The sequence below is a fragment of the Kaistia sp. SLG-1 genome (assembly GCF_059699055.1).
On record NZ_AP048544.1, the window covers coordinates 3,657,070 to 3,681,615 of the forward strand.

Here is a 24,546-nt window from a genome sequence, read left to right on the forward strand (position 1 = left end):
CTTGCAGCAGGATCTCGACGAGCCCGCCGCTGCGCCCCGCCCTGCCCGCGACCACCGCCGCCGCGAGACGGCATGCGCCCTCGGCAAGGGTCAATCCGCGCGATTCCCCCAGAAATCTGGTCTTATCGTTAACGAAAACAAGCCACCGCCGGGGCTGAGAAAAACCGGCGGCCTTTCCGCCTCGCGCCGTCGCAACGGGCGAGGCACAGGCGCCGCGAACACCAGTCGAGCGACAGATGATCGATCCACGAAGACTCTGCGCTCAAGAATTATGGAGCGAACGGCGTTGGTATTCATCGCTCTTCGCAAGGCACAAAACACCTTGGCGAGCGGCGTCGCCAGAATTTTCGATCCAAAAGCAGGCGAAACGATTTGCCGGCGCGCGAGCTGACTCAACGAAAGCCATGACTCGACGTCACCGGAGGGAGCCGGGAGCACGAACCGGTCGCCGAGTCGTTCGTCAATACCTTGTTAACAAATGACGGCCGAAAGCCGTGCTTTCTTGTACCCCCGCCTCGAATGTGCCAAAAGGTGAGGCTACGGGCAAGGGTGTGAAGGCCGATCGGACATCGCGCAGTATTGCGATGTCGGAGGACGGGCTGATCTACGGGGCATAGCTGCATTGGCGCATGTATCAAGCGCCTGCTGTGTCCTGGAAGCATCCTCGTGCTTTCGGCGGGTCAAACCGTCGAAGCGGCCGACAGAGTATCGAGTACGGACGCGAGGCTAGAAAATGGCGAATAACCCGAAGTCCAAGGACCCGGCGGATGCAGCGCTCTCCGCCGTGGAGGAAGCGCTCCGGATCGATTTCAACGCGCCGAGCGGCGGTCCAAAGACGGCGGCACCCGTCGTCCCGCGCGACCGGCGCCTCGAACAGCCCCGGCTGCAGGACGCTCCCCGCAAGGGTGACGCGCCGCGCAAGGGCGACAGCCCCCGCAAGCCCGAGGCGGCCCCGTCCGCAGCTCCGGTCCGCGCCCTCGCCGCGCCGGCCCGCGAAGAGGCCGCCGCCGCCCCGCGCGGCCGCCAGCCGAGCCGCGGCCGCATGCCGGCCAATGACGATCGCCGCGTCGCCGGCGCCTCGCTGCCCGCGCGCCGTCCGTCGCGCCTGATCTACCCGCTCGCCACGCTGCTTTCCGTCGTCTGGGTCGGCGCCATCGCCGCCTATGTGTCCTCGGCCAATATCAGCCTGTTCTCCGGCGACAGCGCCGTCGGCTCGGCCCAGTTCACCAACATCGCGCTCGCCCTCGTGCTGCCGATCGGCATCGTCTGGGGCATCGCGATGATGATCGCCCGCGCCCAGGAAATGCGCATCGCCGCGCGCTCCATCTCGGATGTCGCCGCGCGCCTCTCCGAGCCCGAGGACGCCGCCTCCGAGGCGGTCGTCACCGTCAGCCAGGCGATCCGCCGCGAAGTCGCCGCCATGGGCGACGGCATCGAGCGGGCGCTGGCCCGCGCCAGCGAGCTCGAGCTCCTCGTCCATAACGAGGTCGCCGCCCTCGAGCGCTCGTATTCCGACAATGAAGTCCGCATGCGCGGCCTGATCGACGACCTCGCCAATCAGCGCGAGGCGATCGTCATCAATTCCGAGCGCGTCCGCACCTCGATCGTGTCGGCCCAGGAATCGCTCTCCAAGGACCTCGGCGAGGCGAGCGAGCAGATCGCCGCCAACATCATCGGCTCGGGCGACCGCATCACCCAGGCGCTGGCCGGCCGCGGCGAAAGCATCACCTCCGCCCTCGGCAGCGCCGGCGACGAGATGATCAGCAAGCTCTCGCTTCGCGGCGAGGACCTTGTCAGCCGCCTGTCGAGCGCCGCCACCGACGTGACCGAATCGCTCTCGCGCACCAGCGTCGAAGTCACCGACGTGCTGCTCGCCCGCAGCGCCGACATCAACGAGACGCTCGAGACGACAGGCCGCGCCATGGCCGAGAACGTCGCGGAGCGCGGCCGCGAGGTCAACGAGACGCTGGCCCGCGTCACCGACGAGCTGACCGAGGGTCTCGACCGCCGCACGGCGGACATGACCCGCTCGATCTCGGTCACCGGCAACCAGGTTGCCGAGACGATCTCGCTGCACACCCGCGAAGTGAACGCGGCGCTGAAATCCAACGCCGACAGCCTGATCGTCGATCTGGCGCTGCGCGGCCAGGAGATCAACGAGAAGCTCGACGAGACCGGCACCCGCATCGCCGACACGATCACGGCGCGCGGCGGCGATCTGGCCGAGCGCCTGTCGCTGACCGGCGACCGCATCCAGGACGCCATCGCCATCGACGGCAGCGGTCTCGCCGATCGCCTGACGGCCGCCGGCGACATCATGGCCAACCTGATCGAGGCCCGCACGGCGGCGCTTCGCGAAACCATCGACGGCGCCTCAAACGCGGTCAACGAGTCGTTCGACGCCCGCTCGGCCGAGCTGACCGAGCGCCTCGCCACCGTCGGCGGCGAAGTCGCCAAGGCGATCGCCGTCCGCGGCCTGAAGGTCAACGAGACCATCATCGCCTCCGGCAACGAGATCTCCGAGACGATCGCTTCCCGCGCCGGCCTCCTGCATGACCGGATCGTCGAATCCGGTCGCCAGGTCGCCGACAACATGGAAAGCCGCGGCACCGCCGTCTACGACCTGATCATCGAGTCGAGCCAGCAGCTCGCCGACGCGATCGAGACGCGCGGCAGCGCCGTGCACCAGAAGATCCTCGCCTCCGGCAACGAGCTCGCCTCGACGATCGAGAGCCGCGGCACGGACATCCACGAGCGCATCGTCGCCTCCGGCAGCCGCTTCTCCGACGAGATCGCGAACCGCGCCGACAGCGCGCACCTGCAGATCCTCACCTCCGGCAACCAGCTGGCCGACGAGATCGAGAGCCGCGCCGGCGCCGTGCATCAGCGCATCCTCGCCTCGGGCACCGACATCTCGGGCGAGATCGAGCGGCGCGCGGAAGCCGCCCACCAGCTCATCGTCGCCTCGGGCAACCAGCTCGCCAACGAGATCGAGGGCGTCCACGGCCGCATCCTGTCCTCGGGCAGCGAGCTCGCCAAGGACATCACCGACCGCGCCGACGCCGTTCACCAGAGCATCATCGCCTCCGGCACCGAGCTTTCGGCCGAGATCGAGCGCCGCGCCATCGAGGCGCAGGAGCGCATCCTGTCGTCCGGCACCGACGTCGCCGGCGTGATCGAGAGCCGCGGCTCGGCCGTCCATCAGCGCATCGTCGCCTCCGGCACCGAGCTCGCCGACGCGATCGAGAGCCGTGGCTCGGCCGTGCATCAGCGCATCGTCGACTCGGGTTCCGAGCTGGCCGATGCGATCGAGAGCCGCGCCACCTCGGTTCATCAGCGGATCGTCACCTCCGGCACCGACCTCGCCGACGCGATCGAGAGCCGCGCCACCACCGTGCATGAGCGCATTATCGCCTCGGGCACGGAACTGGCCGACGAGATCGAGAGCCGCGCAACCACCGTGCATCAGCGCGTCGTCGACGCCGGCTCGGGCCTGATCAACCAGATCGAAAGCCGCACCGGCGCCGTGCATGACCGCCTCGTCGCGGCCGGCTCGGCCCTCGTCGGCGACATCGCCGCCCAGGCCAATCTGGCGCATGAGCAGGTGCTCGAGTCCGGCTCGTCGCTCGCCGACCTCATCGCCAGCCAGACGCTCTCGACGCACCAGCAGTTCCTGGCTTCCGGCAACACGCTGCTCAGCGAGCTGACCAGCCAGGCGCGTTCGGCGCACGAGGAAATCCTGACCTCCGGCTCGGGCCTCGTCGACCAGATCGCCAGCCAGGCCCGCGCCGCGCATGAGCGGATCCTCACCTCGGGCGCGACGCTCGCCGACGAGATCACCAGCCAGGCGCTCAGCGCGCATGACCGCGTGCTCTCCTCGGGCTCCGAGATCGCCAACGAGATCGAGAGCCGCGGCAACGCGGTGCACGAGCGCATCGTCGCCTCCGGCGCCACGCTGATCGGCGACATCGAGAGCCAGGCCCTGCAGGCGCATGAGCGCATCGCGGCCTCGGGTTCGAGCCTCGCCAGCGAGATCGAGAGCCGCGCCGTCAACATCCACGACCAGATCGTCGATACGTCGAGCCGCTTCGGCGACCTGATCAACGATCGCGGACTCGCCATCGCCACCGGCCTCGACGAGCGCTTCGCGGCGCTGCGCGACATCATCGAGGTTCGCGGTCCGGAGCTCGTCACCCGCTTCGCCGACCGCGCCAATCTGATGGACACCACCCTCGCCGACCGCCTGACCGGCTTCGGCGACGCCATCGAGGCGAAGATCGGCGCCGTCGCCGAGACCCTCGACAGCAACACGCGCCGCATCGACGACGCCCTCGACACCCGCTCGCGCCAGATCAACCAGACCCTGATCGAGCGCACCCGCGACATCGCCGAGGCGTTCCAGACCGGCCAGTCGGAAATCGGCGAGATCATCGACGGCCGCCTGACGGACGTGACGACCCGCCTCTCCGACCGGACGCAGGCGCTGTCGGACATGCTGTCCGAGCGTTGGCACACGATCAACGAGACGCTGGGTGAAAAGGCGGTCGAGGCGGCGAACAGCTTCGACGCCCGGGCGACGCAGATGGACCAGATCCTCTCGACCCGCCTGACCGACATCACCTCGACGCTGGGTCGCGAATCGGTGCGTGTCGCCGAGCAGATCGTCGGCTCGCTGTCGCAGGCGACCGAAAACCTGGTGAGCGCCTCGAGCAGCACCAGCGACGCGCTCCGCCTCTCGGCCGACGAAGCCGCGCAGGCCTTCTCGCAGTCGGCGGCCCAGGCCAGCCAGACCCTGACGCAGTCGCTCGACGACGTGTCGCAGACGCTGGCGCGTTCGGCGGCCGGCGCCTCCGAGGCGGTGACGCTGTCCGCGTCGCAGGCTTCCGAGCGCCTGTCGCAGGTCGCCACCTCGACCGTCGACCTGCTGTCGTCCTCGAGCGCCGAGGCGGTCGGTCATCTGTCGCGCGTCTCCTCCGAGGCGGCCGAGCAGATCTCCCGCGTTTCGCTGGAGATCGAGCAGAGCCTCGGCGGTCGCGCCATGAACACCGCCAGCGCGCTGGAGGAGCGGACCCGCGCCTTCAACGAAGTGCTGGAAAGCCGCAGCGCCGAGCTGGCGCAGCTCCTCGACGGCGAAGGCAACCGCCTCGTCGCCGCCATCGACCGCCGCGGCAACGAGCTGACCAGCAGCGTCGCCAACGCCGGCGACACCATCGTCGACCTGCTCTCCACGAAGGGTTCCGAGATCGTCTCGATGGTGCTGTCGCGCACCGACGAGGCCGCCCGCGCCCTGCTCGAGAGCGGCGATACCGTGTCGCAGAACTTCAGCTCGACCAACGAGCGCCTGCGCACCGACGTCGCCGGCATCGTCGAGCGGCTGGCGCAGTCGAACGACATGCTGAACGCGCTGCTCACCCGCACGACCGACAATCTCAACCAGATCGAGACCGGCCTTGCGACCCGCACCGGCGAGTTCGCCCAGGCGATCGAGCAGGCCATCGGCGGCACGCAGAACTCGTCGACCGTGCTCGCTTCGCAGGTTGCGATGCTGCGCGACGTCTCCAAGGACGTGCTCGAGAATGTCGGCGCCATCGCCGGCCGCTTCGAGGACCAGGGCCGTTCGCTCAGCGAGGCTGCCCGCAGCCTGACCTCCGCCAACACGGACATCGAAGGCTCGATCGAGCAGCGCCGCGTCGCCCTCGACCAGCTCGCCGCGACGCTCGCCGCCCGCTCGACCGAACTCGACGGCATGATGCGCAACTTCACGGAGACCGTCAGCGCCTCGCTGAAGGACGCCGAGGATCGCGCCGGCGAAGTGGCCCGGATGCTCGCCCGTTCGAGCGAGGCCGCCGCCAAGGGCGTGCTCGAGAACCTCGAAGGCATGCAGACGACCGCCAGCAACGAGAGCCTCAAGGCCGCCAATGTCGTGCGCGAGGCGAACCGCGCCCTCATGGACGACATGGCCGCCGTCGTCGCCCAGGCGACCAAGCAGTTCTCCGCCGCCACCGAGGAAATGCGCTCGGCCGCCAAGGAGATGCAGCAGGATCTCGAGGTCACGCGCAACGAGCTGAAGCGCGGCGTGCTCGAGCTGCCGACGGAAACCCGCGAGAGCGCCGACGCCATGCGTCGCGTCGTCACCGACCAGCTGAAGGCGCTGACCGAGCTTTCCGACATCGTCGGCAAGCACGGCAAGTCGCTCGACGTCTCGGTCCCCGGCACGCCCTCCCCGGCTCCGCGCGGTCAGACCGCCGCCGCCTTCGCCCGGCCGCAGCCGGTGCGCCAGGCAGCGCCGGAGCCGATCCGCGTCGCACCGGCTCCGGCCGTGGCAGCGCCTGCCGCCCAGCGTCCGGCTCCGGTCCGTCCGGCCGCCGAGCCGGTCCGCGCCGCCGCAGCCGCGCAGCCGGCCCCGCTTCGCCAGCAGGCGGCGCCCGCCGCCCAGGCGAAGCCCGCACCGGCCGCCGAGGAAGCGGAGCCGCGCGGCTGGGTCTCGGACCTGCTGCGTCGCGCCTCGCGTGACGAAGACCACGGCACGGCCCCGGCCGAGCGTCGCGAGGAGGCCCCAGCCGCCCGCAACGGCAGCGCCGGCGGCTCGCTCGGCAACCTGTCGAGCGACATCGCCCGGGCGATCGATCCGCGCGCCGCGGCCGATCTCTGGGAGCGTCACCAGCGCGGCGAGAAGAACGTCTTCACCCGCCGCCTCTACACGCTGGCGGGCCAGCAGACCTTCGACGAGATCCGCCGCAAGTATCAGCGCGAGGCGGAGTTCAAGGCGGCGGTCGATCGCTATGTCGGCGACTTCGAGCGGCTGCTCGGCGAAGTGCAGCGCGGCGGCCAGGATCCGTCGGCCAGCAACGCCTACCTCGTCTCCGACACGGGCAAGGTCTACACCATGCTCGCCCATGCGAGCGGCCGCTTCGACTGATCGAAACAGACCCTAAATCAGCAAAAGGCGCGGCCCCGGCCGCGCCTTTTGTCATTTCCGGGTATCTTACGCTGCGGCGAGAAGGTCACACGCCCGCGTCACGCGCCGATCCGGCCAAATTCGCGATTGTCCGGCGCGATGGCGACGATGTAGACAGGCCCTACCCTTTCATGCCGCAATCCTCCCGCGCGGCAGAGGTCCGGACCTCCCGTCATCATGTCTGACACATCGACCGCGAAGCGCCACAGCTTCGGAGCCTTCCAGCACCGGGGCTTCCTGTTCTATTGGCTGTCGCGGCTCTGCGCGACCTTCGCCGTCAACATCGTCAGCGTCTCGGTCGGCTGGCAGGTCTACGACATGACCCGCGATCCCTTCGACCTCGGCCTGATCGGGCTCGTCCAGTTCATGCCGGCGCTGCTCCTGGTGCTCGTCACCGGCTCGGTCGCCGACCGCTTCAACCGCCGATTGATCATGGCGCTCTGCCTCGCCGGCGAGGCCGTCTGCGTGCTCGGCCTGCTGCTCTTCACGATCTCGGGCAGCGAGACGGTGGTATTCGTCTTCGGCATCCTGCTGATGTTCGGCGTCGTGCGCGCCTTCATGGGGCCGGCGCAGCAGTCGCTCGCGCCCAACCTGGTGCCGCCGAAGGACCTGGCCAGCGCCATCGCCTGGAATTCCTCCGCCTGGCAGATCGCCACCATCGTCGGCCCCGTCACCGGCGGCCTGCTCTATGGCGCGGCGCCGGAAGCCTCCTATGCGGTCGCGCTGGCGCTGATGGCGCTCGGCGCCGTCCTCATCCTGATGGTGCCGAAGCCGGCCCAGAAGATCCTGAACGACAAGGCGAGCTGGGAAACCGTCATCGCCGGCTTCCGCTATGTCTGGAAGGAAAAGATCGTGCTCGGCGCGATCTCGCTCGACCTGTTCGCGGTGCTGCTCGGCGGCGCCACCGCGCTGATGCCGATCTTCGCCCGCGACATCCTGGAAGTCGGGCCGTGGGGCCTCGGCATGCTGCGCGCGGCGCCTGCGATCGGCGCGCTGTCGGTCGCCGCCTGGCTCGCCTTCAACCCGATCCGCAACCATGCCGGCCTGCTGCTCTTCGGCTTCGTCACCGTGTTCGGCCTGTCGACCATCGTCTTCGGCCTGTCGACGCTGGTCTGGGTGTCGATCGTCGCGCTGGTCGTCATGGGCGCCAGCGACATGGTCAGCGTCTATATCCGCGAAACGCTGATCCAGCTCTGGACGCCGGATGCGGTGCGCGGCCGCGTCAACGCCGTCAACATGGTCTTCGTCGGCGCCTCCAACGAGCTCGGCGAATTCCGCGCCGGCATGTCGGCGGCGGTGTTCGGGGCGGTCAGCGCCGTGGTCATCGGCGGCGCCGGCACGGTCGCCATCGCCGCGCTCTGGGCCCGCTTCTTCCCCGACCTGCGCCGCGCCCGCCATCTCGACGGCCGGCCTTAAACTGGCGACCGCTCAAGGCAGTTTCCCGGAACCGAACGGCCGATTCAGGCATTGAATTGAAGCGACCATTCGGGGCAACCATTCGGGGAGCTGACATGAGCACCATTCTTCTGATCATCATCGTGATCCTGCTGATCGCCGCGCTGCCGAGCTGGCCCTACAGCTCCGGCTGGGGCTACTATCCGAGCGGCGGCCTCGGCCTGATCCTGATCATCCTGCTCATCCTCGTCCTGATGGGGCGGCTGTAGACTGCTCCCGAACGGAACGAATGCCGGGTCGCGTGGGAAAGCGCGAAGGAGTTCGTTTCTTTCGTAGTTTTCCGGAAGCCGTGAAAGGACCGAGGCGACGGGGCGCCCGGAACGAAGGCGCGGGCCTGTAGTTGGGGTCGGCCTTGGCCACCCTTCATGGCATTCTTGCACTATCGCCTGACGGCAGCATGCGGTAGCAGACGCGTCCCCCTTCCCTGGATGCGCCAGCCATGTCCCCTTCCGATTCGACCCTCGTCGACAGCCACACCGCCCGCGAGCGCATGGTCGCCTGCCTGGTGCTCGTCATCGGCACGCTGGCGACGATGGTGTCGATCGACCTGGTGCTGCCGGCGATTCCGGCCCTGCCGTCGCTGCTCGGCGGCGACGCACAGGCGGCGCAATATGTGCTGGCCACCTATATGGGCGGCTCCAGCCTCGGCCTGATCCTGTTCGGCAGCATCGCGCAGCGTTTTGACGCGCGGCTGCTTCTCGGCGGCTCGCTGCTCGCCTATGCCGCCGTCTCGCTGCTCGCCGCCTTCTCGACCGACATCTGGACGCTGAACGCCATCCGCGTCGTGCAGGGCGCCACATCGGCCGGCGCGGCCGTGCTGCCGGCGCCGATGCTGCGCCGCCTGTTCACCGAGACGGGCGCCGTCCGCGCCGTCTCGGTCATCGGCAGCATCCAGTCGCTCGTTCCCGGCCTCGCGCCGCTGATCGGCGCCTGGTTGCTGCACGTTTCCGGCTGGCAGGCCGCCTTCATCGTCCCCGCCGTGATCGGCGCGGTGGTCGGCCTCGTCATCCTGGCGAAGCCCTCGCTGCTGCCCGAGAACCAGCCCGTCGCGCCCGACCAGCAGCGCGGCAGCTATCTCGCTCTCTTCCGCAACCGTCCCTATCTCCGCTACGCGCTCAGCCACTCGCTGATCCTCGGCGGCCTGATCACCTTCGTGTTCAGCGCCCCCTATGTGATGGTCGAGACCATGGGCAGCTCGGTCAATGCGTTCGTCGTGTTCCAGCTGGCGATGGTGGGCATGTTCATCGTGACGTCGAACCTCGCCGGGTTCTTCGTCAATCGCGTGGGGCCGGAGCGGCTGGTGACGATCGGGACGCTGCTGGTCGGCGCGTCGGCCGTGGCGCTGCTGGTCTATGCGCTCGCGGGCGGCTCGAGCCTCGTCATCCTGCTTGTGATCATGCTGCCGGTGACGGCCGGGCTGGGGCTCCGCGGCGGCGTAGGCTTCGTCAAGTCGCTGGCGGCGTCCGCCCCGGACGAGGGACGCGGCTCGGCCGCCCTGATGCTGGCGATCACGCTGCTGCCGACCATCGGCACCGCGCTGGTGGCGCCGTTCATCCAGTTCGGCCTGCCGGCGCTGGCGATCGCCTTCGCCGTCATCACGCTGCCCGCCGTCGCCTGCATCTACCTGCTGCCGCGCTTCGAGGGCGCCGAGAGCGCCAGCTCGACGGTGATGCATATCGGCTGAGGCGAGGCCAACGCCGGCCGACCAGCCTTCCGTAACGTGATGCCGGTCACATCCAGCGGCGCGATTTTCTCCTATTCAGCCTCACCGGCCCATTCCGACCGGCGATGAGGAGAAATCACCATGACCCGCACCACCTCGAGCCTGACCCGCTGGCTGCGCCAGCGCCATGCCCGCAACCTGCTGCTGGCGATGGACGACCGCATGCTCGCCGATATCGGCGTCGCGCGTTCGGAAATCGATCTCTATGTCAGCGGCGCGCGTGAGCGTTGATGCGTCGACCGCTGAGTCGCCGCATCAGAATCCGCCGGCGGCGACTGCGCGGCCGGCGCTCAGAATGGCAGCGTCGGTCCCGAGCGCCGTCGTGACGCTGCCGCCCTTCTCGTCATACGGCGCGCCCTTGAAGCGCGGATCACGCCACGGGCCGGTCGTGATCGTGATGCCGCGAAACGCCAGCTCGCCATTGACGCGCGAGAGATGCATGCCGCCGGACGAGGCGCCGGTCGCGTCGCAATCCGTACGGAAGAACGAGGTCGCCGCCGCCGAGCGCGACTTGTCGATCGCCCGCCGCACGCGGCATCCCTGCGCCACCGGGACGTCGCGATCGACTTCCTTCTCCATATCCGCCGGATGCGCCGTGATGACGATCAGCTTGTCGCCGTTCTGGACGGGCACGTCGGGCTTGACCGGAAACGGCACCGCGCCGGCGAGCGGCTCGACCAGCCGGACGATCGCCCAGTCATTGTTCGAGCCCGCCTTCGGCTTCTTCGAGCCGAACTGCGTGTTGTCGTCGACCACCAGGTCGATCATCGGCCCACCGGGGCTCTGCGGCCGGAAGAAGCATTTCCAGCGCCGCTTGCCCGAGGGCTCGAAGAAGACGTGCGCGGCGGTCAGGATCTGCTGGTTGGTCAGGAACAGCGCCGCCGATCCCACCGAGGGCGACGGCGACAGGCAGCCCACATAGCCCGACACCTGACGGATCCGGCCAATCTCGCCGCGCGACAGCCCGAGCGACGGACCGATCGTCAGCAGCGAATCGCGGTCGTCCTTGCCGTCGATGATGTTGACGCGCTGGAAAAGCGGCGGGCCGGCATCGCGCATCAGCGTCCCCGCCGCCGGGACGGCGATCTCGAGGGCCCGGGCCAGAACGGGCGTGCCGACCATGACGGGAAGGGCGAGGAGGACCGAGAAAAGGAGCGTGCGCATGGCGCAGACCATGCCATGCGGCCGACCCTGCGTCACCTCCGGCACGTCCAAGGATTTCATCTCGCAAACATATTTGTCGCGCTGGGCGGTTCGGCCCTTGTAGTCCAGCCGTTAAGCTGGCTCAATTCATCGGGCGCTCGAACAAACCTGCCATGGACTAGGTTTTCGAAATGCAGTTGAGACCGGTCACCTATTATGCCGACTTCATAGTCTACCCAGCCACCCTGGTCGCCCTGCTTGTGGCAGCCATTGTCTGGCACGGAACCGTCAATCCGCTGATCTGGATCGCCGCATATGCGGTCGGTCTCTTCGTCTGGACGCTGGCGGAATATCTGATCCATCGCGGCGTCCTGCACAATGTCATCTACTTCCGCGACCTGCACGAGAAGCACCACGCCGAACCGACCGACCTGATCGGCACGCCGATCTGGCTGAGCTTCCTCGTCATCGCCGCCGCCGTGTTCTGGCCGAGCTGGTGGCTGTTCGATCTCGGCGTCGCGAGCGGCTTCACCGCCGGCGTCGTCACCGGCTATGTCAGCTACAGCTTCATCCACCATGTGCTGCACCATTGGCACATGCCGCATGACAGCTATCTCTACCGGGTGAAGCGGCGGCATGCCCTCCACCATCACAGCGAGGTCGAGGGCAATTTCGGCGTGACGACGCTGTTCTGGGACCACGTCTTCGGCACCGCCCTGCCCGAGCGCCCGGCCCGCCCCGCGCCGGCCCGGCGCAAGTAGCCCCGGAGCGGCCAGCGAAGCCTGCCTGCGGCGCCCAGCGTGCCGCCTCGCGCTCTAGTCGTCGTTGGCGGAGCTCAGTTCCTCCGGGCGCTTGCCCTCGTCGGTCTGGAGCCGGCCGAGACGGACGCCGGGGCCGCCCTCGAGCATCTGGCCGTCGGCCTCGAAGATCAGGCCCAGCGCCTCGAACACGCCACGAAAGACGGCGTCGACCCGGGGCGCGACGAGCTCGCCGCTCTCGAACCGCAACACGGTCTCTTCCGGCACGCCGGCCCGGCTCGCCAGATCCCCGGCGCTCCAGCCGAGCGCCGCGCGCGCCATCCTGCATTGAACGCCATTCATCTATTCGCACCCTCGTTCATGGATCCCGGACAATAGACCACCACCCCGGCGCGACGGCAATCGCCGCTTCACTGTATGAAACGCTGTGGTTTCACTACCCCCTGAAAGCGGTTGAGGCAGCACAACCATCATCCTGAGGTGCCCGGCGAAGCCGGGCCTCGAAGGAGGGTCCGGGGAACGCCGGATGCGCTCACCGGGGGTTGCGAGCCCTCCCCGCCCGCACCATGATCGGAGCGCAAGCCAAGGAGACGACATGTTCGAGCCCCCTTTCCTGACCGGACGCCTGATCGCCGCGGGCCGCGCGCTGACCGGCATCAGCCTCGACGTGCTGGCGAAGGCCGCCGGCCTCGATGCCGAGACGATGCGCCTTGCCGAGGACAGCGGCAGCGCCTGCCTCTCCTCGGCCGAAGAATCGGCGGCGATCATCGAGGCGCTGGAGCGATTCGGGGCGGTGTTCCTGGCGGAGGGCGACGGGCTCGGCGCCGGCGTGCGGCTGAAATTCACACGCCTCGACGTCAAGCAGATCACCCGCATGGAAGGCGAAGGCGGCCCGGCGGGCGATGACGACGTGCCGTGAGGCCTCGCCGGCCAAGCCGATCAATGACGTCGCACCACTAGAGGCGCATCGACTGGGGAGCAGCGGACCGCTGTGTCTCTGGCTCGAGGCGAAGAGTACGAAGTGCTAGCGACGGAGCGCCCCGACCACTACGCCGGTGATACCCTGAACGCCAGCCACCAGGAAACCGATCACCAGGAACGGACAGGCAAGAGCTATCGCCTGCCACCAAGGCCAACCCCAGCCGTAGATCATCCCGTAAACGGCGATGACAATCATGGCCAACGTTCCCAACTGCCCGGTGAAAAACACCGCTACAAATGCCAGGATCGAGGCGGCCCTTCCAAGACCGAACCAGACATCCAAGCCTTCAAAGAAGGCGACTGCCTGGAAGAGAAACAGACCCACATAAAGACTGAAAAGAAGAATCCCGCCGACAACGTGCATAGCCCACCCCACCAAAGAATCAGCTACCGAGCCTCACGATAAATCAGCAGGAAAAGAACAAAAGGCCGTCGTGTGAGACCTTCTAGCGGGGCTCACGGGTCTCAAGCTTTTTGTTGCCCTTGAAACGAAAAGGCCGCCGGTCATGGACCGACGGCCTTTCGAAGTGGTGGGTGCACTAGGGATCGAACCTAGGACAAGCTGATTAAGAGTCAGCTGCTCTACCAACTGAGCTATGCACCCATTCGCAGCAATCAGGGAGCAAAAACAATCAGGCTCCGCGACCGGCGAAAGGTCGGTAATTTGGTGGGTGCACTAGGGATCGAACCTAGGACAAGCTGATTAAGAGTCAGCTGCTCTACCAACTGAGCTATGCACCCAATCCCTGGCGGCGCCGAAGCCTGCGCTGCGACGCCCGGAACGACGCGGTATGTAGCAAAGCGTTTCCGGCCTGTCCAGCCGCCCGTTCACCGGGCTGTGGAAATCTTCGTGAGGGCGGCCGCAAGCCTCGGGAAACCGTCATTTCCACGTCATGCGCGGCCGGTCTATTGCCCGCAATCCAAGGCGTCCCTGCCACGGACAGCTCTGAAAAGATTGAGGAAACATGCTCAAGCCGATCCTGCGCAGCGCGCTCACCGCCACGCTCCTCGCTGGCACCGCCCTCGCCTCCAACGCCAGCGAACACTTCAACCGCATCGCGACCTTCCATGTCGTCGACAACCTGCCGAAGGATGCCGACGCCAAGAAGAAGACCGTCGCCGAGATCATCACGGCCACCGCCGACGGCAACACGCTGGTCTATACCGACAGCCCCGGCGAGCGGATCGGCCTGATCGACATCACCGATCCGAAGGCGCCGAAGCCGGCCGGGACGGTGGCGCTCGGCGGCGAGCCGACCTCGACCGTGGTCGCCGGAGGCATCGCGCTGGTCGGCGTCGTCACCTCGAAGTCGAAGAGCGAGCCCTCGGGCCATCTCGCCATCGTCGATCTCGCCACAAAGACGGTGAAGGCGACCTGCGATCTCGGCGGCCAGCCGGATTCGCTTGCCAAGAGCCCGGACGGCAAGTTCCTCGCCATCGCGATCGAGAACGAGCGCGACGAGGAGATCAACGAGGGCGCCCTCCCGCAGCTTCCGGGTGGAAATCTGACCAGCTTCGCGATTGGCGCCGACGGCTCGGTCGATTGCGCGACGAAGACGGTCATCGACGTCACCGGCCTCGCCGCGATCGCGCCGGAGGATCCGGAGCCCGAATTCGTCGACATCAACGACAAGAACCAGGTCGTTCTCACCCTGCAGGAGAACAACCACATCGTCATCGCCGACCTCGCCACGGGCAAGGTCATCAAGCACTTCCCGGCCGGCACCGTCGACCTCGACGGCATCGACGTGAAGAAGGACGGCGTGATCGACCTCTCCGGCAAGATGACAAACGTCGCCCGCGAGCCGGACGGCGTGCAGTGGATCGACGACGAGCGCTTCTTCACCGCCAATGAAGGCGACTGGAAGGGCGGCTCGCGTGGCTTCTCGATTTTCAAGTCGGACGGCACGCTCGACTATGATTCGGGCACGGCGCTCGAATACGAGACCGTCCGCCTCGGCCACTATCCGGAAAAGCGCAACAAGAAGGGCAACGAGCCGGAGGGCGCCGAAGTCGCCACCTTCGGTTCGGACAAGCTCATCTTCGTCGGCTCCGAGCGGGCCTCCCTGATCGGTGTCTACAAGGACGAGGGCGCAGGCAAGGCGCCGACCTTCCTGCAGGCGCTGCCGGGCGGCATCGGCCCGGAAGGCCTCTACGCCATCCCCGCGCGCAACCTCTTCGTCACCGCGTCGGAAAACGACCTGCGCGAGGACGGCCTGATCGGCTCCGTCGTGACGATCTATGAGCGCAGCGACGCGCCGGCCGCCTATCCGACCATCGTCTCGGCCGACAAGAACGGCAAGCCGATCGGCTGGGCCGCCCTTTCCGGTACGGTCGCCGACGCCAAGGAACCCGGCAAGCTCTACGCCGTCATCGACAGCGCCCAGTCGATCGGCCGGATCCTGACGATCGACGCCACCAAGACCCCGGCAGTCATCACCGACGAGATGACCGTCACCAAGGACGGCAAGCCGGTCGAGCTGCTGGACCTCGAAGGCATCGCGCTTGCGAGCGACGGCGGCTTCTGGCTGGCCTCGGAAGGCAATCCCGAGCGCGAGAAGAACAAGACGCAGTCGTCGCTCGTCCGCGTCGACGCCAAGGGCGTCGTGCAGGAAGAGATCGCCCTGCCGGAAGCACTCGCGGCGCATGCTACCCGCTTCGGCTTCGAGGGCGTGACGGTGGTCGGCTCCGGCGCCGACGAGACGGTCTGGGTCGCCGTGCAGCGCGAATGGAAGGACGACCCGAAGGGCTTCACCAAGCTCCTCGCCTACAAGCCCGCCGCCAAGGCATGGGCCGCCGTCCACTACCCGCTGGACAAAGCGGAAAAGGGCTGGGTCGGCCTGTCCGAGCTGACGGCGGTTCCGGGCGGCCTCGTCGCCATCGAGCGCGACAACCAGATCGGTCGCGACGCGAAGATCAAGAAGCTGACCTTCGTCTCGCTCGACGGCGTCAAGCCCGCCCCGCTCGGCGGCGAGCTGCCCAAGGTCGTCAAGAAGGACCTGCACGACTTCCTGCCGGCCCTCAAGGCGACCAACGGCTACGTCCTCGACAAGATCGAGAGCTTCGCCCTCGACGCCGAAGGCAACGGCTTCGCGATCACCGACAATGACGGCGTCGACAGCCACTCCGGCGAAACGCAGTTCCTCCGCCTCGGCAAGATCGCCCTGCCGAAGTAAGGCGATCTTCGGACCAGCGAGTCGGCGTCCTGCGAAAGCGGGGCGCCGTTTTTGTTTATTTGGAAGGGCCGCTCGTCGGCAGGAGGCCGCGGCTTCCGGTGCCCGGCGACATTGGCATTCCAACCCTCGCCGTCATCCCGGGCAAGCGAAGCGCGACCCGGGATCCATTCAGCCGGGTTGGCCGCCACGCGAAACGCCCGATGACGCCGCTGTATGGATCCCGGCCTTCGCCGGGATGACGCCGGAGGTGGACGACAGCGGGCGAACCATTCCACCCCCCTCCCCGAAAACGCCAAGGGCGTTTTCGACCCTCCCTCGGGGGGAGGGTTCAAGCGGAGCCTACAAAAACAAAAACGGCCGCGTCATCGACGCGGCCGTTGGCATTCAAAAAAGCAAACCCGATCAGGCGTTGACGGCCTGGGCGTGCTGGCGCTGGCGCTTCACCATCAGCTTGTTCAGCGACGAGAGATACGCCTTGGCCGAGGCGACCATCGTGTCCGGGTCGGCGCCCTTGCCGGTGACCGACTTGCCGTCCTCCTCGAGCCGGACCGAAACCTCGGCCTGCGCGTCGGTGCCCTCGGTGACGGCGTGCACCTGGTAGAGCGACAGCGTCGCGTCATGCGGCACGATCGCCTTGATCGCGTTGAAGATCGCGTCGACAGGGCCGTTGCCGGAGACTTCCTTGGTGACGTGCGTGCCTTCGACGTCGAGGCTGATGATCGCCTTGGCGGCGCCGCCGGTGCCGGCGATGACCGTCAGCGACAACAGGCGGATCGACTCGGCGGCGGTGGCCACCTCGTCGCCGATCAGCGCCTCGATGTCCTCGTCATAGACGTGCTTCTTGCGGTCGGCGAGGTCCTTGAAGCGCTTGAACGCGTCTTCCAGCTGGTTGTCGCCGACTTCGTAGCCCAGTTCCTTCAGCTTGGAGCGGAAGGCGTGGCGGCCGGAATGCTTGCCCATGACCAGCGAGGTCGCCTTCACGCCGACGCTCTCCGGCGTCATGATCTCGTAGGTCTCGGCGTTCTTCAGCATGCCGTCCTGGTGGATGCCGCTCTCATGCGCGAAGGCGTTCCGGCCGACGATCGCCTTGTTGTACTGGACCGGGAAGGCCGAGACGTTGGAGACGAGCTTCGAGGCACGAGTCAACATGGTGGCGTCGATGCGCGTGTCGTAGGGCATGACGTCGCGACGGGTGCGGATCGCCATGACGATCTCTTCCAAGGCCGCATTGCCGGCGCGCTCGCCCAAACCGTTGATCGTGCATTCGATCTGCCGCGCGCCGCCGGCGATGCCGGCCAGCGAGTTGGCGACCGCGAGGCCCAGATCGTTGTGGCAATGGGTCGAGAAGATCGCCTTGTCGGAATCCGGCACGCGCTCGATCACTTCACGGAACATCGCCGCATATTCTTCCGGCACGGCATAGCCGACCGTATCGGGCAGGTTGATCGTCGTGGCGCCGGCCTTGATGGCGGCGTCGACGCAGCGGACGAGATATTCGATCGGCGTGCGGGTGGCGTCCATCGCCGACCACTCGACGTCCTCGACCAGGTTGCGCGCCTGCGCGACGGTGGCCGAGATGATGTCGAGCACCTGCTCCTCGGTCTTGCGCATCTGGTGCGCCAGATGGATCGGCGAGGTGGAAACGAAAGTGTGGATGCGCGAGCGCTTGGCGACGCGGACTGCCTCGCCGGCGCGGATGATGTCGCCGGAGATGGCGCGCGCCAGGCCGGCGATGGTGACGCCGTCGCCGGCGCGCTTGGCGATCTCGTGCACGGCCTCGAAATCGCCCTGGCTGGCGATCGGAAAGCCGGCCTCGATGATGTCGACGCCCATCTCCTCCAGCAATTCGGCGACTTCGAGCTTCTCCTCGAAGGTCATCGAAGCGCCGGGGCACTGTTCGCCATCGCGCAAAGTGGTGTCGAAAATGACGATCCGGTCCTTGTCGGAGGACGAATTCGTGGTCGCGGTCATGTTGGTCTTCCTTGTCGGCGGCCCGGCACGCGAATGGTGCTCAGGGCATGAATGGCGGAGGTCTTCGCGTTCATTCCCCTGAGTGCCCGCCCGTCACGGGGCAGCCGACGCTCAGGGGCGTCTAAGGAGAAGAAGACCACGGAGAGCGGACATGGCGCGGCCGGTCGCGTCGAACGCAACCCGGTCATCGGCACCATGAACTGAAAAGAGCTGCACGCTCTCGCCCTCATCTACAATCCGCGGACGGCTCGGCGTCGCGCCGGCGTCCAGACTGGAAGACCTTTAGCAAAGGATTCCGGTTTCGCGCAAGGCGGCAATCAAACCGCAGCCGTTTCAGTTGCGCGGAGTTTTCGCGGATTGCTATAGAGCGCGGGAACCACGGGACAAGGCGACCATGACCGTCGATCCAGCACGAACGAACGACGGCGCCGGCAAGCTGCGCATCCTCGAGATCAATACGAGCCTGTTCCGGGTGGCCGCGCCCGACCAGACCGATTTCCACTGGGCCGCCCGCAAGCCCGACGGACAGCTGAAGCGGCTGTTCGGCCCCGCCGCCTTCTTCCGCGCGCTGAAGAAGCTGCGCAGCGGCGGCTATGATCTCGTCGTCGTCGACGGCGCGCCGCTCCCCGCCTGGCATCCGCGCACCTGGCTGACGGCGCTGCGCGACTATCACATCCGCGCGCCGCAGGCCCTCTTCGCCATCGCCGCCGCGCGGCTGCTGCACCATTTCCATTCCGTCCCGGTCGCCGTCATCGACGTCAACGACTCGTTCGGCATCGGCCGGCACAATTTCGGCCTGATCGACCGCTGCCACAGCTATTTCAAGCGCGAGCTGACCGCCGATCGCTGGCAGGTGTTCTTCAAGTCGAGCCATTGGGACCTGCCCGGCCGCCGCTGGCGCTCGCAGAAGAGCGCGCAGCGCCGCATGACCAAGCTCAAGCCGATCCATCTCGGCTATCCCTCGCAGCCGACGATCGAGCCGACGACGGAAAAGACCTCCGACGTCTTCTTCGCCGGCGACCTCTGGCCGAACAGCACGGTGCGCACCGACGGCATAAAGGAGCTGCTGGCGCTGCGCGACGAGGGCTATGTCATCGACGTGCCGGACCAGCCGCTCGACCGCAAGGCGTTCCACCAGCGCCTGGCGGCCGCGCGCCTCGCCTGGTCGCCGATGGGCTATGGCTGGGACTGCTACCGCCACTATGAGGCGAGCGAGCTCGGCACCGTGCCGCTGATGAACTATCCGACCATCCTGCAGCATCGCCCGTTCCGCGAGGGCGAGCACGGCTTCTACTATTCGGTCGAGCCCGGCGGCCTCTCCCGCGCCGTCCGCGCCGCGCTGAAGGATCCCGCCCGTCTTGCCGAGATGGCGATAGAGGCGAGGGCCTACACGCTCACCCACCACACGGCCCGCGCCCGCGCGGAATATGTCGTCGCGACGGTACTGGGGAAGAAACTGGACGGGAGTTTGGCCGACGAGGCCTGATCGGGTCGGAAGGCTCGCTCTCCCGCATCCCCACACTCCCCGTCATCCCTGCGAAAGCAGGGATCCATTCATCCACGCCTGAGGCGTGTTTCGCGCGGCGAAAAACCCGGCTGAATGGATCCCGGGTCAAGCCCGGGATGACGGCGAGTTTGCTGGGCCGCCGGAGCCAGACCGTCGACGGCCGCCCTCGGAGCTCGTCCTGTTCCGCGCACAACACACGCCCCACGCTCCCCGTCATCCCCGCGAAGGCGGGGATCCATGCAGCCGGGCCCTCGGAAGGCTCGCGCGGAGCGTTTGGGCCGCTTGCGGCGGCGGAAGACCCTCACACGTCCAGCGTACCGCGGGCGACCAGAATTGCGTCGCCGCCGATCCGGCTGGCGTGCAGCGCGCCGCCCTCGATGTCGACCTCGAGGTGGATCAGGCTCGGCCGGTTGATCTCGAACCCCTGCTCGATGACGAAACGGTGCGTTCCGGCCGGAAGCTGGTCGAAGTCGGCGACCACGCCGGCGAAGGCGGCGGCGGCCGATCCGGTCGCGGGATCCTCGATGATCCCTTCGCCCAGCCAGAGCATGCGGGCATGGAAGTGATGCTCGTTGGTCGTCGTCTCGCGCGTATAGAGATAGAGGCTGTCGACGCCGGCCGGCATGGCGTTCCGCCAGTGCTGGATCAGGGGGCGGACGCGGGCGATGACCGCGAGATCGCGCACCGGCACCATCAGGCGGGCGGCGCCGACCGAATAGACCGAGGGGCGGTGGTTCTCGAAGCCGAGCTCCGAGGGCACGAGCCCCAGCATCGTCGCCAGCGCCGCCTCGTCGACCGGCGTGTCGACCTTCACCGCCTGGCGCGGCACGTCGAAGATGGCGTGGCCGGCCTTGCCGGAATGCAGCGCCACGGCGCAGCGTATGTCGCCGATCTTCTCCTCGACGACGAACACGGCGTCCTGACCGGCCGCCTCGGAACCGAACGTCTCCAGCGCCAGCAGCACGGCGGCGCCGACCGTCGGATGGCCGGCGAACGGCATCTCGTGGGCCGGGTTGAAGATCCGCAAGTTCGCCCGGTGGCCGGGCTGAACCGGCGGCTGGACGAATACCGTCTCGGCCAGATTGAACTCCCGCGTGATCGCCTGCATGCGCTCGCTGCTGAGGCCTTCGCTGTCGAGCACGACGGCGAGCTGGTTACCGGCGAGCGGCTCTTTGGTGAAGACGTCGAGAAGGGCGAAGCGGCGGGACAAGATGACCTCATGCATCCAGGGAACCGGGAATTCCTTCATAGCACGAGACGGATAGCGCTTGCCGCTGTGACCGCATCCATTGTGAGGCGAGCCATATCATCGTCCTCTCCGGTCATTCAGCGGGCATTCATCTGGCCCCCGATAAAACACCACCAACGCCCTACGGGAGATACCAGCATGAAGAAGATCGCAACGGCCGCCATGGCAGCCCTGATCGGCATCACCGCTATCGTCGGTACGGCCGAGACCGCCTCGGCCAGGGACGGCCGCAACGCCGCGCTCGCCGCCGGCGCCGCCGTCGGCCTCGGTATCGGCGCCCTGCTTGCCGCGCCGCGCGATTACGAAGTGGCGCCGCCGGCTTACGCCGCCCCGGCCCCGGTCTATGACGACGGCTACCGCGCCCCGCCGCCGCGCCGCGCCTACCGCGCCAGCTGGAAGGCGCATGCCGACTGGTGCTACGACAACTACCGCACCTATGACGAGCGCTCCGACACCTTCGTCGGCCGCGACGGCAACGCCTATCGCTGCCGCGGGTCGTACTGAAGATAAGGGAACACACCTTTCACCGCTCCCTCGGGAAGGGTGAAGGAAAGCGCTCCGGGTTTAAAATGGGCCCGCCGGCATCCGGCGGGCCCTTTCGTTTCAGGTCACGCTGACCGGCTTAGAGCGCAGGCGGCTTGCCAGAGCCGGATCGGCGCGGCGGCAGAGCTGCGGCGGCAGGCCGCGCAGGATCAGCTCGGCATCGGCGACCGCCATGCGGCCGATCGAAAACAGCGCATCGACCGTGCCGCCGGTCCGGTGCGCCGAGAGCAGAATGCCTTCCATCTTGCGGACCGGATCGTCGGCCGGCACCGGCTCCTCCGGAAACACGTCGGTCGCGACGCGGATATGGCCGGAGCGGACGGCGTGGAGCATGGCTGGAAAATCGACCACCGCCGCGCGGCTCATCAGCAGGAAGGCGGCGCCCTTCGGCATCAGCGCGAACTCGCGGCTCCCCAGAAAACCCTGGTTCTCGCCGGTCACGGCGGCGAAGACGAAGACGACCTGGCTGGTCGAAAGCAGCTCGTCGAGCGAGGCAGGCTGACAATCATGCCGCTCGATGATCTCGTCCGGCAGCCAGGGATCGAACACCTTGACCGGATTGCGGAACGGCCGGATCAGCTCGCGCAAATTCCTGCCGAGATCACCGAGGCCGATGATGCCGACGGGCGCGCCGGCGAAGCGGAACGTCTCCGTGTTGGCGGCGAGGCCATATTGCTCGGTGCCGGCGCGAAAATCGCGGTCGGCGGCGGTGATGCCGCGGGCGAGATCGATCGCCATGCCGAGTGCTGCCTCCGCCACCGGCGCCGCGAAGGCCGAGCCCGGCGTCAGCACCCAGATGCCACGCTCCTGGCAGGCCTGATAGTCGATGTTAGGCAGGAAGTTGGTCTCGACATTGATGACCGCCTTCAGCTTCTTCGCCCGGTCGAGCCGCTCACGCGGCAGCGCCGTCTGCCCGAAGATCAGCACCGTCTCCGGCAGGAGCTCGTCGATCTGCTGGTCCGACATCGGCGCGTCTTCCGAGATGACCAACCGGCCCAGCTTCTCGAGCCGGGCGCGGACATCCGGCTCCATGATGAGATCGAGCGTCCGCGGCAACGGATCGACCAGAATGATTCCCTCAGACAAGGCATTTCCCCTTTTTTGGTTGGCGCCAGCCTAGAGCGTTTTCGAGCGAAGTGGATACCGGTTCGCGTCAAGAAAACGCGCCCAAAAAGGCTCCAACCCAAGATGGGGACGCGGCGGAAGCCGGATTCCTGCCTCCGGGAGCGGCGGGAAGGATCCGTCGCGCGGCCGCGCGCTCCACCCGCCGCGCCTCCCGGTGGAGCCAGACAGACGCTGCAACGTCTAGTCTTGGTTTCTATTTGGTTAATTCACGGAGATACCTACCACCGCAGGTAGTCTTTGCAATTTCTTCCAGTCTGCAAAGTCATAGTTTTGCCCCGATGCACGCGGATATTCGCGCCATCTCAGGCTTCACGAACAGGAGGCTTCGATGAGAAGCTTCGTTACCGCGTCGCTCGCCGGCGTCCTCGGCATCCTCGCTGTCTCGGCCACCGCGACGACCGCTTCGGCCGATGGCTGGTATGGCGGCCGGCACTATTACGGCCATTATCACCGCGACAACAGCGGCGCGGTCATCGGCGGCCTCGCGGCCGGCACCCTGCTCGGCCTCGGCATCGGCGCCATCGCATCGCAGCCCCGAGCCTATGCCTATGACTACGAAGTCCCGCCCCCGCGCGGCGCCGCCTGGCGCGCACACGTCGACTACTGCCTCGACCGCTATCGCAGCTACAGCCCCGAGACCGACACGTTCATCGGCGCGGACGGCTACGAATATCGCTGCCGCGGATCGTACTGAGAGCGGACAACCGAACAAGAAGAGCCCCGCGGAATCGCTTCCGCGGGGCTTTTTGTTTGGGCACTTGCCGGAGGCAGCGATGCGCGCGTTCCCTCCCCCTTGCGGGGAGGGTTAGGGTGGTACGACCTCCACCCTTCCAAAGCGTCATCGATGCCGGGCGGCGCAGGTACCCCTCCCCGCCCTCCCCGCAAGGGGGAGGGAGAAGAGCAGGCGCGGCGTGTGCGAACGCCTTAGTTGCGGGCCTTGTCGACCAGCTTGTTCTTGCCGATCCAGGGCATCATCTCGCGCAGCTTGGCGCCGACGGCCTCGATCTGATGCGCGTCGTTGTTGCGACGGATCGCCTTGAAGCGGGCGGCGCCGGCGCGGTATTCCTGCATCCAGTCCGACGTGAACTTGCCGGTCTGGATGTCGGTGAGGACGCGCTTCATCTCGGCCTTGGTCTCGGCGGTGACGATGCGCGGACCCGTGACGTACTCGCCCCACTCGGCCGTGTTCGAGATCGAGTAGTTCATGTTGGCGATGCCGCCCTCATAGATGAGGTCGACGATCAGCTTCACTTCGTGCAGGCACTCGAAATAGGCCATTTCCGGCGCGTAGCCGGCCTCGACCAGCGTCTCGAAACCAGCGCGGATCAGCTCGACCAGGCCGCCGCAGAGGACTGCCTGCTCGCCGAACAGGTCGGTCTCGCACTCTTCCTTGAAGGTCGTCTCGATGATGCCCGAACGGCCGCCGCCGACGCCGCAGGCGTAGGACAGAGCGAGGTCGAGCGCGTTGCCCGAGGCGTCCTGCGAGATGGCGACCAGGCACGGCACGCCGCCGCCCTTCTGGTATTCGCCGCGGACGGTGTGGCCCGGGCCCTTCGGCGCGATCATGACGACGTCGACGGTCTTCTTCGGCTCGATCAGGCCGAAATGGACGTTGAGGCCGTGCGCGAAGGCGATCGCGGCGCCGTCACGGATGTTGGCGGCGATCTCGTCGCGGTAGATGTCGGCCTGCAGCTCGTCGGGAGCGGCCATCATCATCAGGTCGGCCCAGGCAGCGGCCTCGGCGACCGTCTTGACCTGGAAGCCGTCGGCCTCGGCCTTCTGGGCGGTTGCCGAGCCGGCACGCAGGGCGATGACGACGTCCTTGGCGCCCGAATCCTTGAGGTTCAGCGCATGGGCGCGGCCCTGGGAGCCGTAGCCGATGATCGCGACCTTCTTCGACTTGATCAGGTTGAGATCGGCATCGCGATCGTAATAAACGCGCATTGGGGTGTCCTTT

General features: G+C 67.3%; 18 protein-coding genes and 2 tRNA genes. 11 read left to right on the forward strand and 9 right to left on the reverse strand.

Going from position 1 to position 24,546, the window contains the following annotated elements:
- The first annotated feature begins 733 nt into the window (after nucleotides 1-733).
- The 5 genes from AC6HZP_RS16805 to AC6HZP_RS16825 all read left to right on the forward strand — a co-directional run bounded on the left by AC6HZP_RS16805 (nucleotide 734) and on the right by AC6HZP_RS16825 (nucleotide 10,367).
- On the forward strand, nucleotides 734-6,919 hold the full coding sequence (locus AC6HZP_RS16805; RefSeq protein WP_497523767.1) for an apolipoprotein A-IV repeat region-like domain-containing protein: 6,186 nt from the start codon (nucleotides 734-736) through the stop codon (nucleotides 6,917-6,919).
- A gap of 216 nt (nucleotides 6,920-7,135) precedes the next feature.
- Nucleotides 7,136-8,374 carry an MFS transporter gene (locus AC6HZP_RS16810; protein WP_201400255.1) on the forward strand — a complete coding sequence of 413 codons (1,239 nt, stop codon included), beginning with the start codon at nucleotides 7,136-7,138 and terminating at the stop codon, nucleotides 8,372-8,374.
- A 95-nt stretch (nucleotides 8,375-8,469) separates the two neighbouring features.
- Nucleotides 8,470-8,622 (forward strand): DUF3309 family protein, encoded by a 153-nt coding sequence (locus AC6HZP_RS16815; RefSeq protein ID WP_201400256.1) that lies wholly within the window; start codon nucleotides 8,470-8,472, stop codon nucleotides 8,620-8,622.
- Between the two features lie 230 nt (nucleotides 8,623-8,852).
- Nucleotides 8,853-10,097: an MFS transporter gene (locus AC6HZP_RS16820; RefSeq protein ID WP_497523768.1), complete on the forward strand. Its 1,245-nt coding sequence runs from the start codon at nucleotides 8,853-8,855 to the stop codon at nucleotides 10,095-10,097.
- A gap of 120 nt (nucleotides 10,098-10,217) precedes the next feature.
- Nucleotides 10,218-10,367 carry a YjiS-like domain-containing protein gene (locus AC6HZP_RS16825; RefSeq protein WP_244669522.1) on the forward strand — a complete coding sequence of 50 codons (150 nt, stop codon included), beginning with the start codon at nucleotides 10,218-10,220 and terminating at the stop codon, nucleotides 10,365-10,367.
- A gap of 24 nt (nucleotides 10,368-10,391) precedes the next feature.
- Here the strand turns inward: AC6HZP_RS16825 and AC6HZP_RS16830 are convergent, their stop codons facing one another.
- Nucleotides 10,392-11,360 (reverse strand): trypsin-like serine peptidase, encoded by a 969-nt coding sequence (locus AC6HZP_RS16830; RefSeq protein ID WP_497523769.1) that lies wholly within the window; start codon nucleotides 11,358-11,360, stop codon nucleotides 10,392-10,394.
- 110 nt (nucleotides 11,361-11,470) lie between these two features.
- On the opposite strand from AC6HZP_RS16830, the gene AC6HZP_RS16835 reads away from it, so the two are divergent.
- Nucleotides 11,471-12,040 (forward strand): sterol desaturase family protein, encoded by a 570-nt coding sequence (locus AC6HZP_RS16835; protein ID WP_497523770.1) that lies wholly within the window; start codon nucleotides 11,471-11,473, stop codon nucleotides 12,038-12,040.
- Nucleotides 12,041-12,094: 54 nt separating this feature from the next.
- Here the strand turns inward: AC6HZP_RS16835 and AC6HZP_RS16840 are convergent, their stop codons facing one another.
- On the reverse strand, nucleotides 12,095-12,379 hold the full coding sequence (locus AC6HZP_RS16840; protein WP_201400261.1) for a helix-turn-helix domain-containing protein: 285 nt from the start codon (nucleotides 12,377-12,379) through the stop codon (nucleotides 12,095-12,097).
- Between the two features lie 253 nt (nucleotides 12,380-12,632).
- On the opposite strand from AC6HZP_RS16840, the gene AC6HZP_RS16845 reads away from it, so the two are divergent.
- A complete protein-coding gene (locus AC6HZP_RS16845) occupies nucleotides 12,633-12,956 on the forward strand; it encodes an XRE family transcriptional regulator (protein WP_497523771.1) in 324 nt (107 codons plus the stop codon).
- A gap of 105 nt (nucleotides 12,957-13,061) precedes the next feature.
- On the opposite strand, the gene AC6HZP_RS16850 is transcribed toward AC6HZP_RS16845, so the two are convergent.
- The 3 genes from AC6HZP_RS16850 to AC6HZP_RS16860 all read right to left on the reverse strand — a co-directional run bounded on the left by AC6HZP_RS16850 (nucleotide 13,062) and on the right by AC6HZP_RS16860 (nucleotide 13,759).
- Nucleotides 13,062-13,382, reverse strand: coding sequence for a hypothetical protein (locus tag AC6HZP_RS16850; RefSeq protein ID WP_497523772.1), 321 nt, complete (start codon nucleotides 13,380-13,382; stop codon nucleotides 13,062-13,064).
- A gap of 164 nt (nucleotides 13,383-13,546) precedes the next feature.
- Nucleotides 13,547-13,622, reverse strand: a tRNA-Lys gene (locus AC6HZP_RS16855).
- A gap of 61 nt (nucleotides 13,623-13,683) precedes the next feature.
- Nucleotides 13,684-13,759: transfer RNA gene (locus tag AC6HZP_RS16860), tRNA-Lys, on the reverse strand.
- A gap of 224 nt (nucleotides 13,760-13,983) precedes the next feature.
- On the opposite strand from AC6HZP_RS16860, the gene AC6HZP_RS16865 reads away from it, so the two are divergent.
- Nucleotides 13,984-16,194, forward strand: coding sequence for an esterase-like activity of phytase family protein (locus tag AC6HZP_RS16865; protein WP_497523773.1), 2,211 nt, complete (start codon nucleotides 13,984-13,986; stop codon nucleotides 16,192-16,194).
- A 402-nt stretch (nucleotides 16,195-16,596) separates the two neighbouring features.
- On the opposite strand, the gene AC6HZP_RS16870 is transcribed toward AC6HZP_RS16865, so the two are convergent.
- Complete coding sequence (locus AC6HZP_RS16870) at nucleotides 16,597-18,165, reverse strand: 2-isopropylmalate synthase (RefSeq protein ID WP_201400264.1); 1,569 nt, start codon at nucleotides 18,163-18,165, stop codon at nucleotides 16,597-16,599.
- Nucleotides 18,166-18,559: 394 nt separating this feature from the next.
- On the opposite strand from AC6HZP_RS16870, the gene AC6HZP_RS16875 reads away from it, so the two are divergent.
- Complete coding sequence (locus AC6HZP_RS16875; RefSeq protein WP_497523774.1) at nucleotides 18,560-19,651, forward strand: CgeB family protein; 1,092 nt, start codon at nucleotides 18,560-18,562, stop codon at nucleotides 19,649-19,651.
- Nucleotides 19,652-19,973: 322 nt separating this feature from the next.
- On the opposite strand, the gene AC6HZP_RS16880 is transcribed toward AC6HZP_RS16875, so the two are convergent.
- Nucleotides 19,974-20,882, reverse strand: a complete 909-nt coding sequence (locus AC6HZP_RS16880) for a PhzF family phenazine biosynthesis protein (RefSeq protein WP_497523775.1) — start codon at nucleotides 20,880-20,882, stop codon at nucleotides 19,974-19,976.
- Between the two features lie 177 nt (nucleotides 20,883-21,059).
- On the opposite strand from AC6HZP_RS16880, the gene AC6HZP_RS16885 reads away from it, so the two are divergent.
- Nucleotides 21,060-21,425, forward strand: coding sequence for a BA14K family protein (locus AC6HZP_RS16885; protein ID WP_201400267.1), 366 nt, complete (start codon nucleotides 21,060-21,062; stop codon nucleotides 21,423-21,425).
- Between the two features lie 99 nt (nucleotides 21,426-21,524).
- Here AC6HZP_RS16885 and AC6HZP_RS16890 read toward each other — a convergent pair whose 3' ends face one another.
- Complete coding sequence (locus AC6HZP_RS16890; protein WP_497523776.1) at nucleotides 21,525-22,550, reverse strand: hydroxyacid dehydrogenase; 1,026 nt, start codon at nucleotides 22,548-22,550, stop codon at nucleotides 21,525-21,527.
- 367 nt (nucleotides 22,551-22,917) lie between these two features.
- Between AC6HZP_RS16890 and AC6HZP_RS16895 the strand changes: the two genes are divergently transcribed.
- On the forward strand, nucleotides 22,918-23,283 hold the full coding sequence (locus AC6HZP_RS16895; RefSeq protein ID WP_497523777.1) for a BA14K family protein: 366 nt from the start codon (nucleotides 22,918-22,920) through the stop codon (nucleotides 23,281-23,283).
- Between the two features lie 230 nt (nucleotides 23,284-23,513).
- Here AC6HZP_RS16895 and ilvC read toward each other — a convergent pair whose 3' ends face one another.
- The gene (gene ilvC, locus AC6HZP_RS16900) at nucleotides 23,514-24,533 is read right to left on the reverse strand and encodes a ketol-acid reductoisomerase (protein WP_201400269.1); all 1,020 of its coding nucleotides are present in this window, start codon (nucleotides 24,531-24,533) and stop codon (nucleotides 23,514-23,516) included.
- Nucleotides 24,534-24,546: the final 13 nt, after the last annotated feature.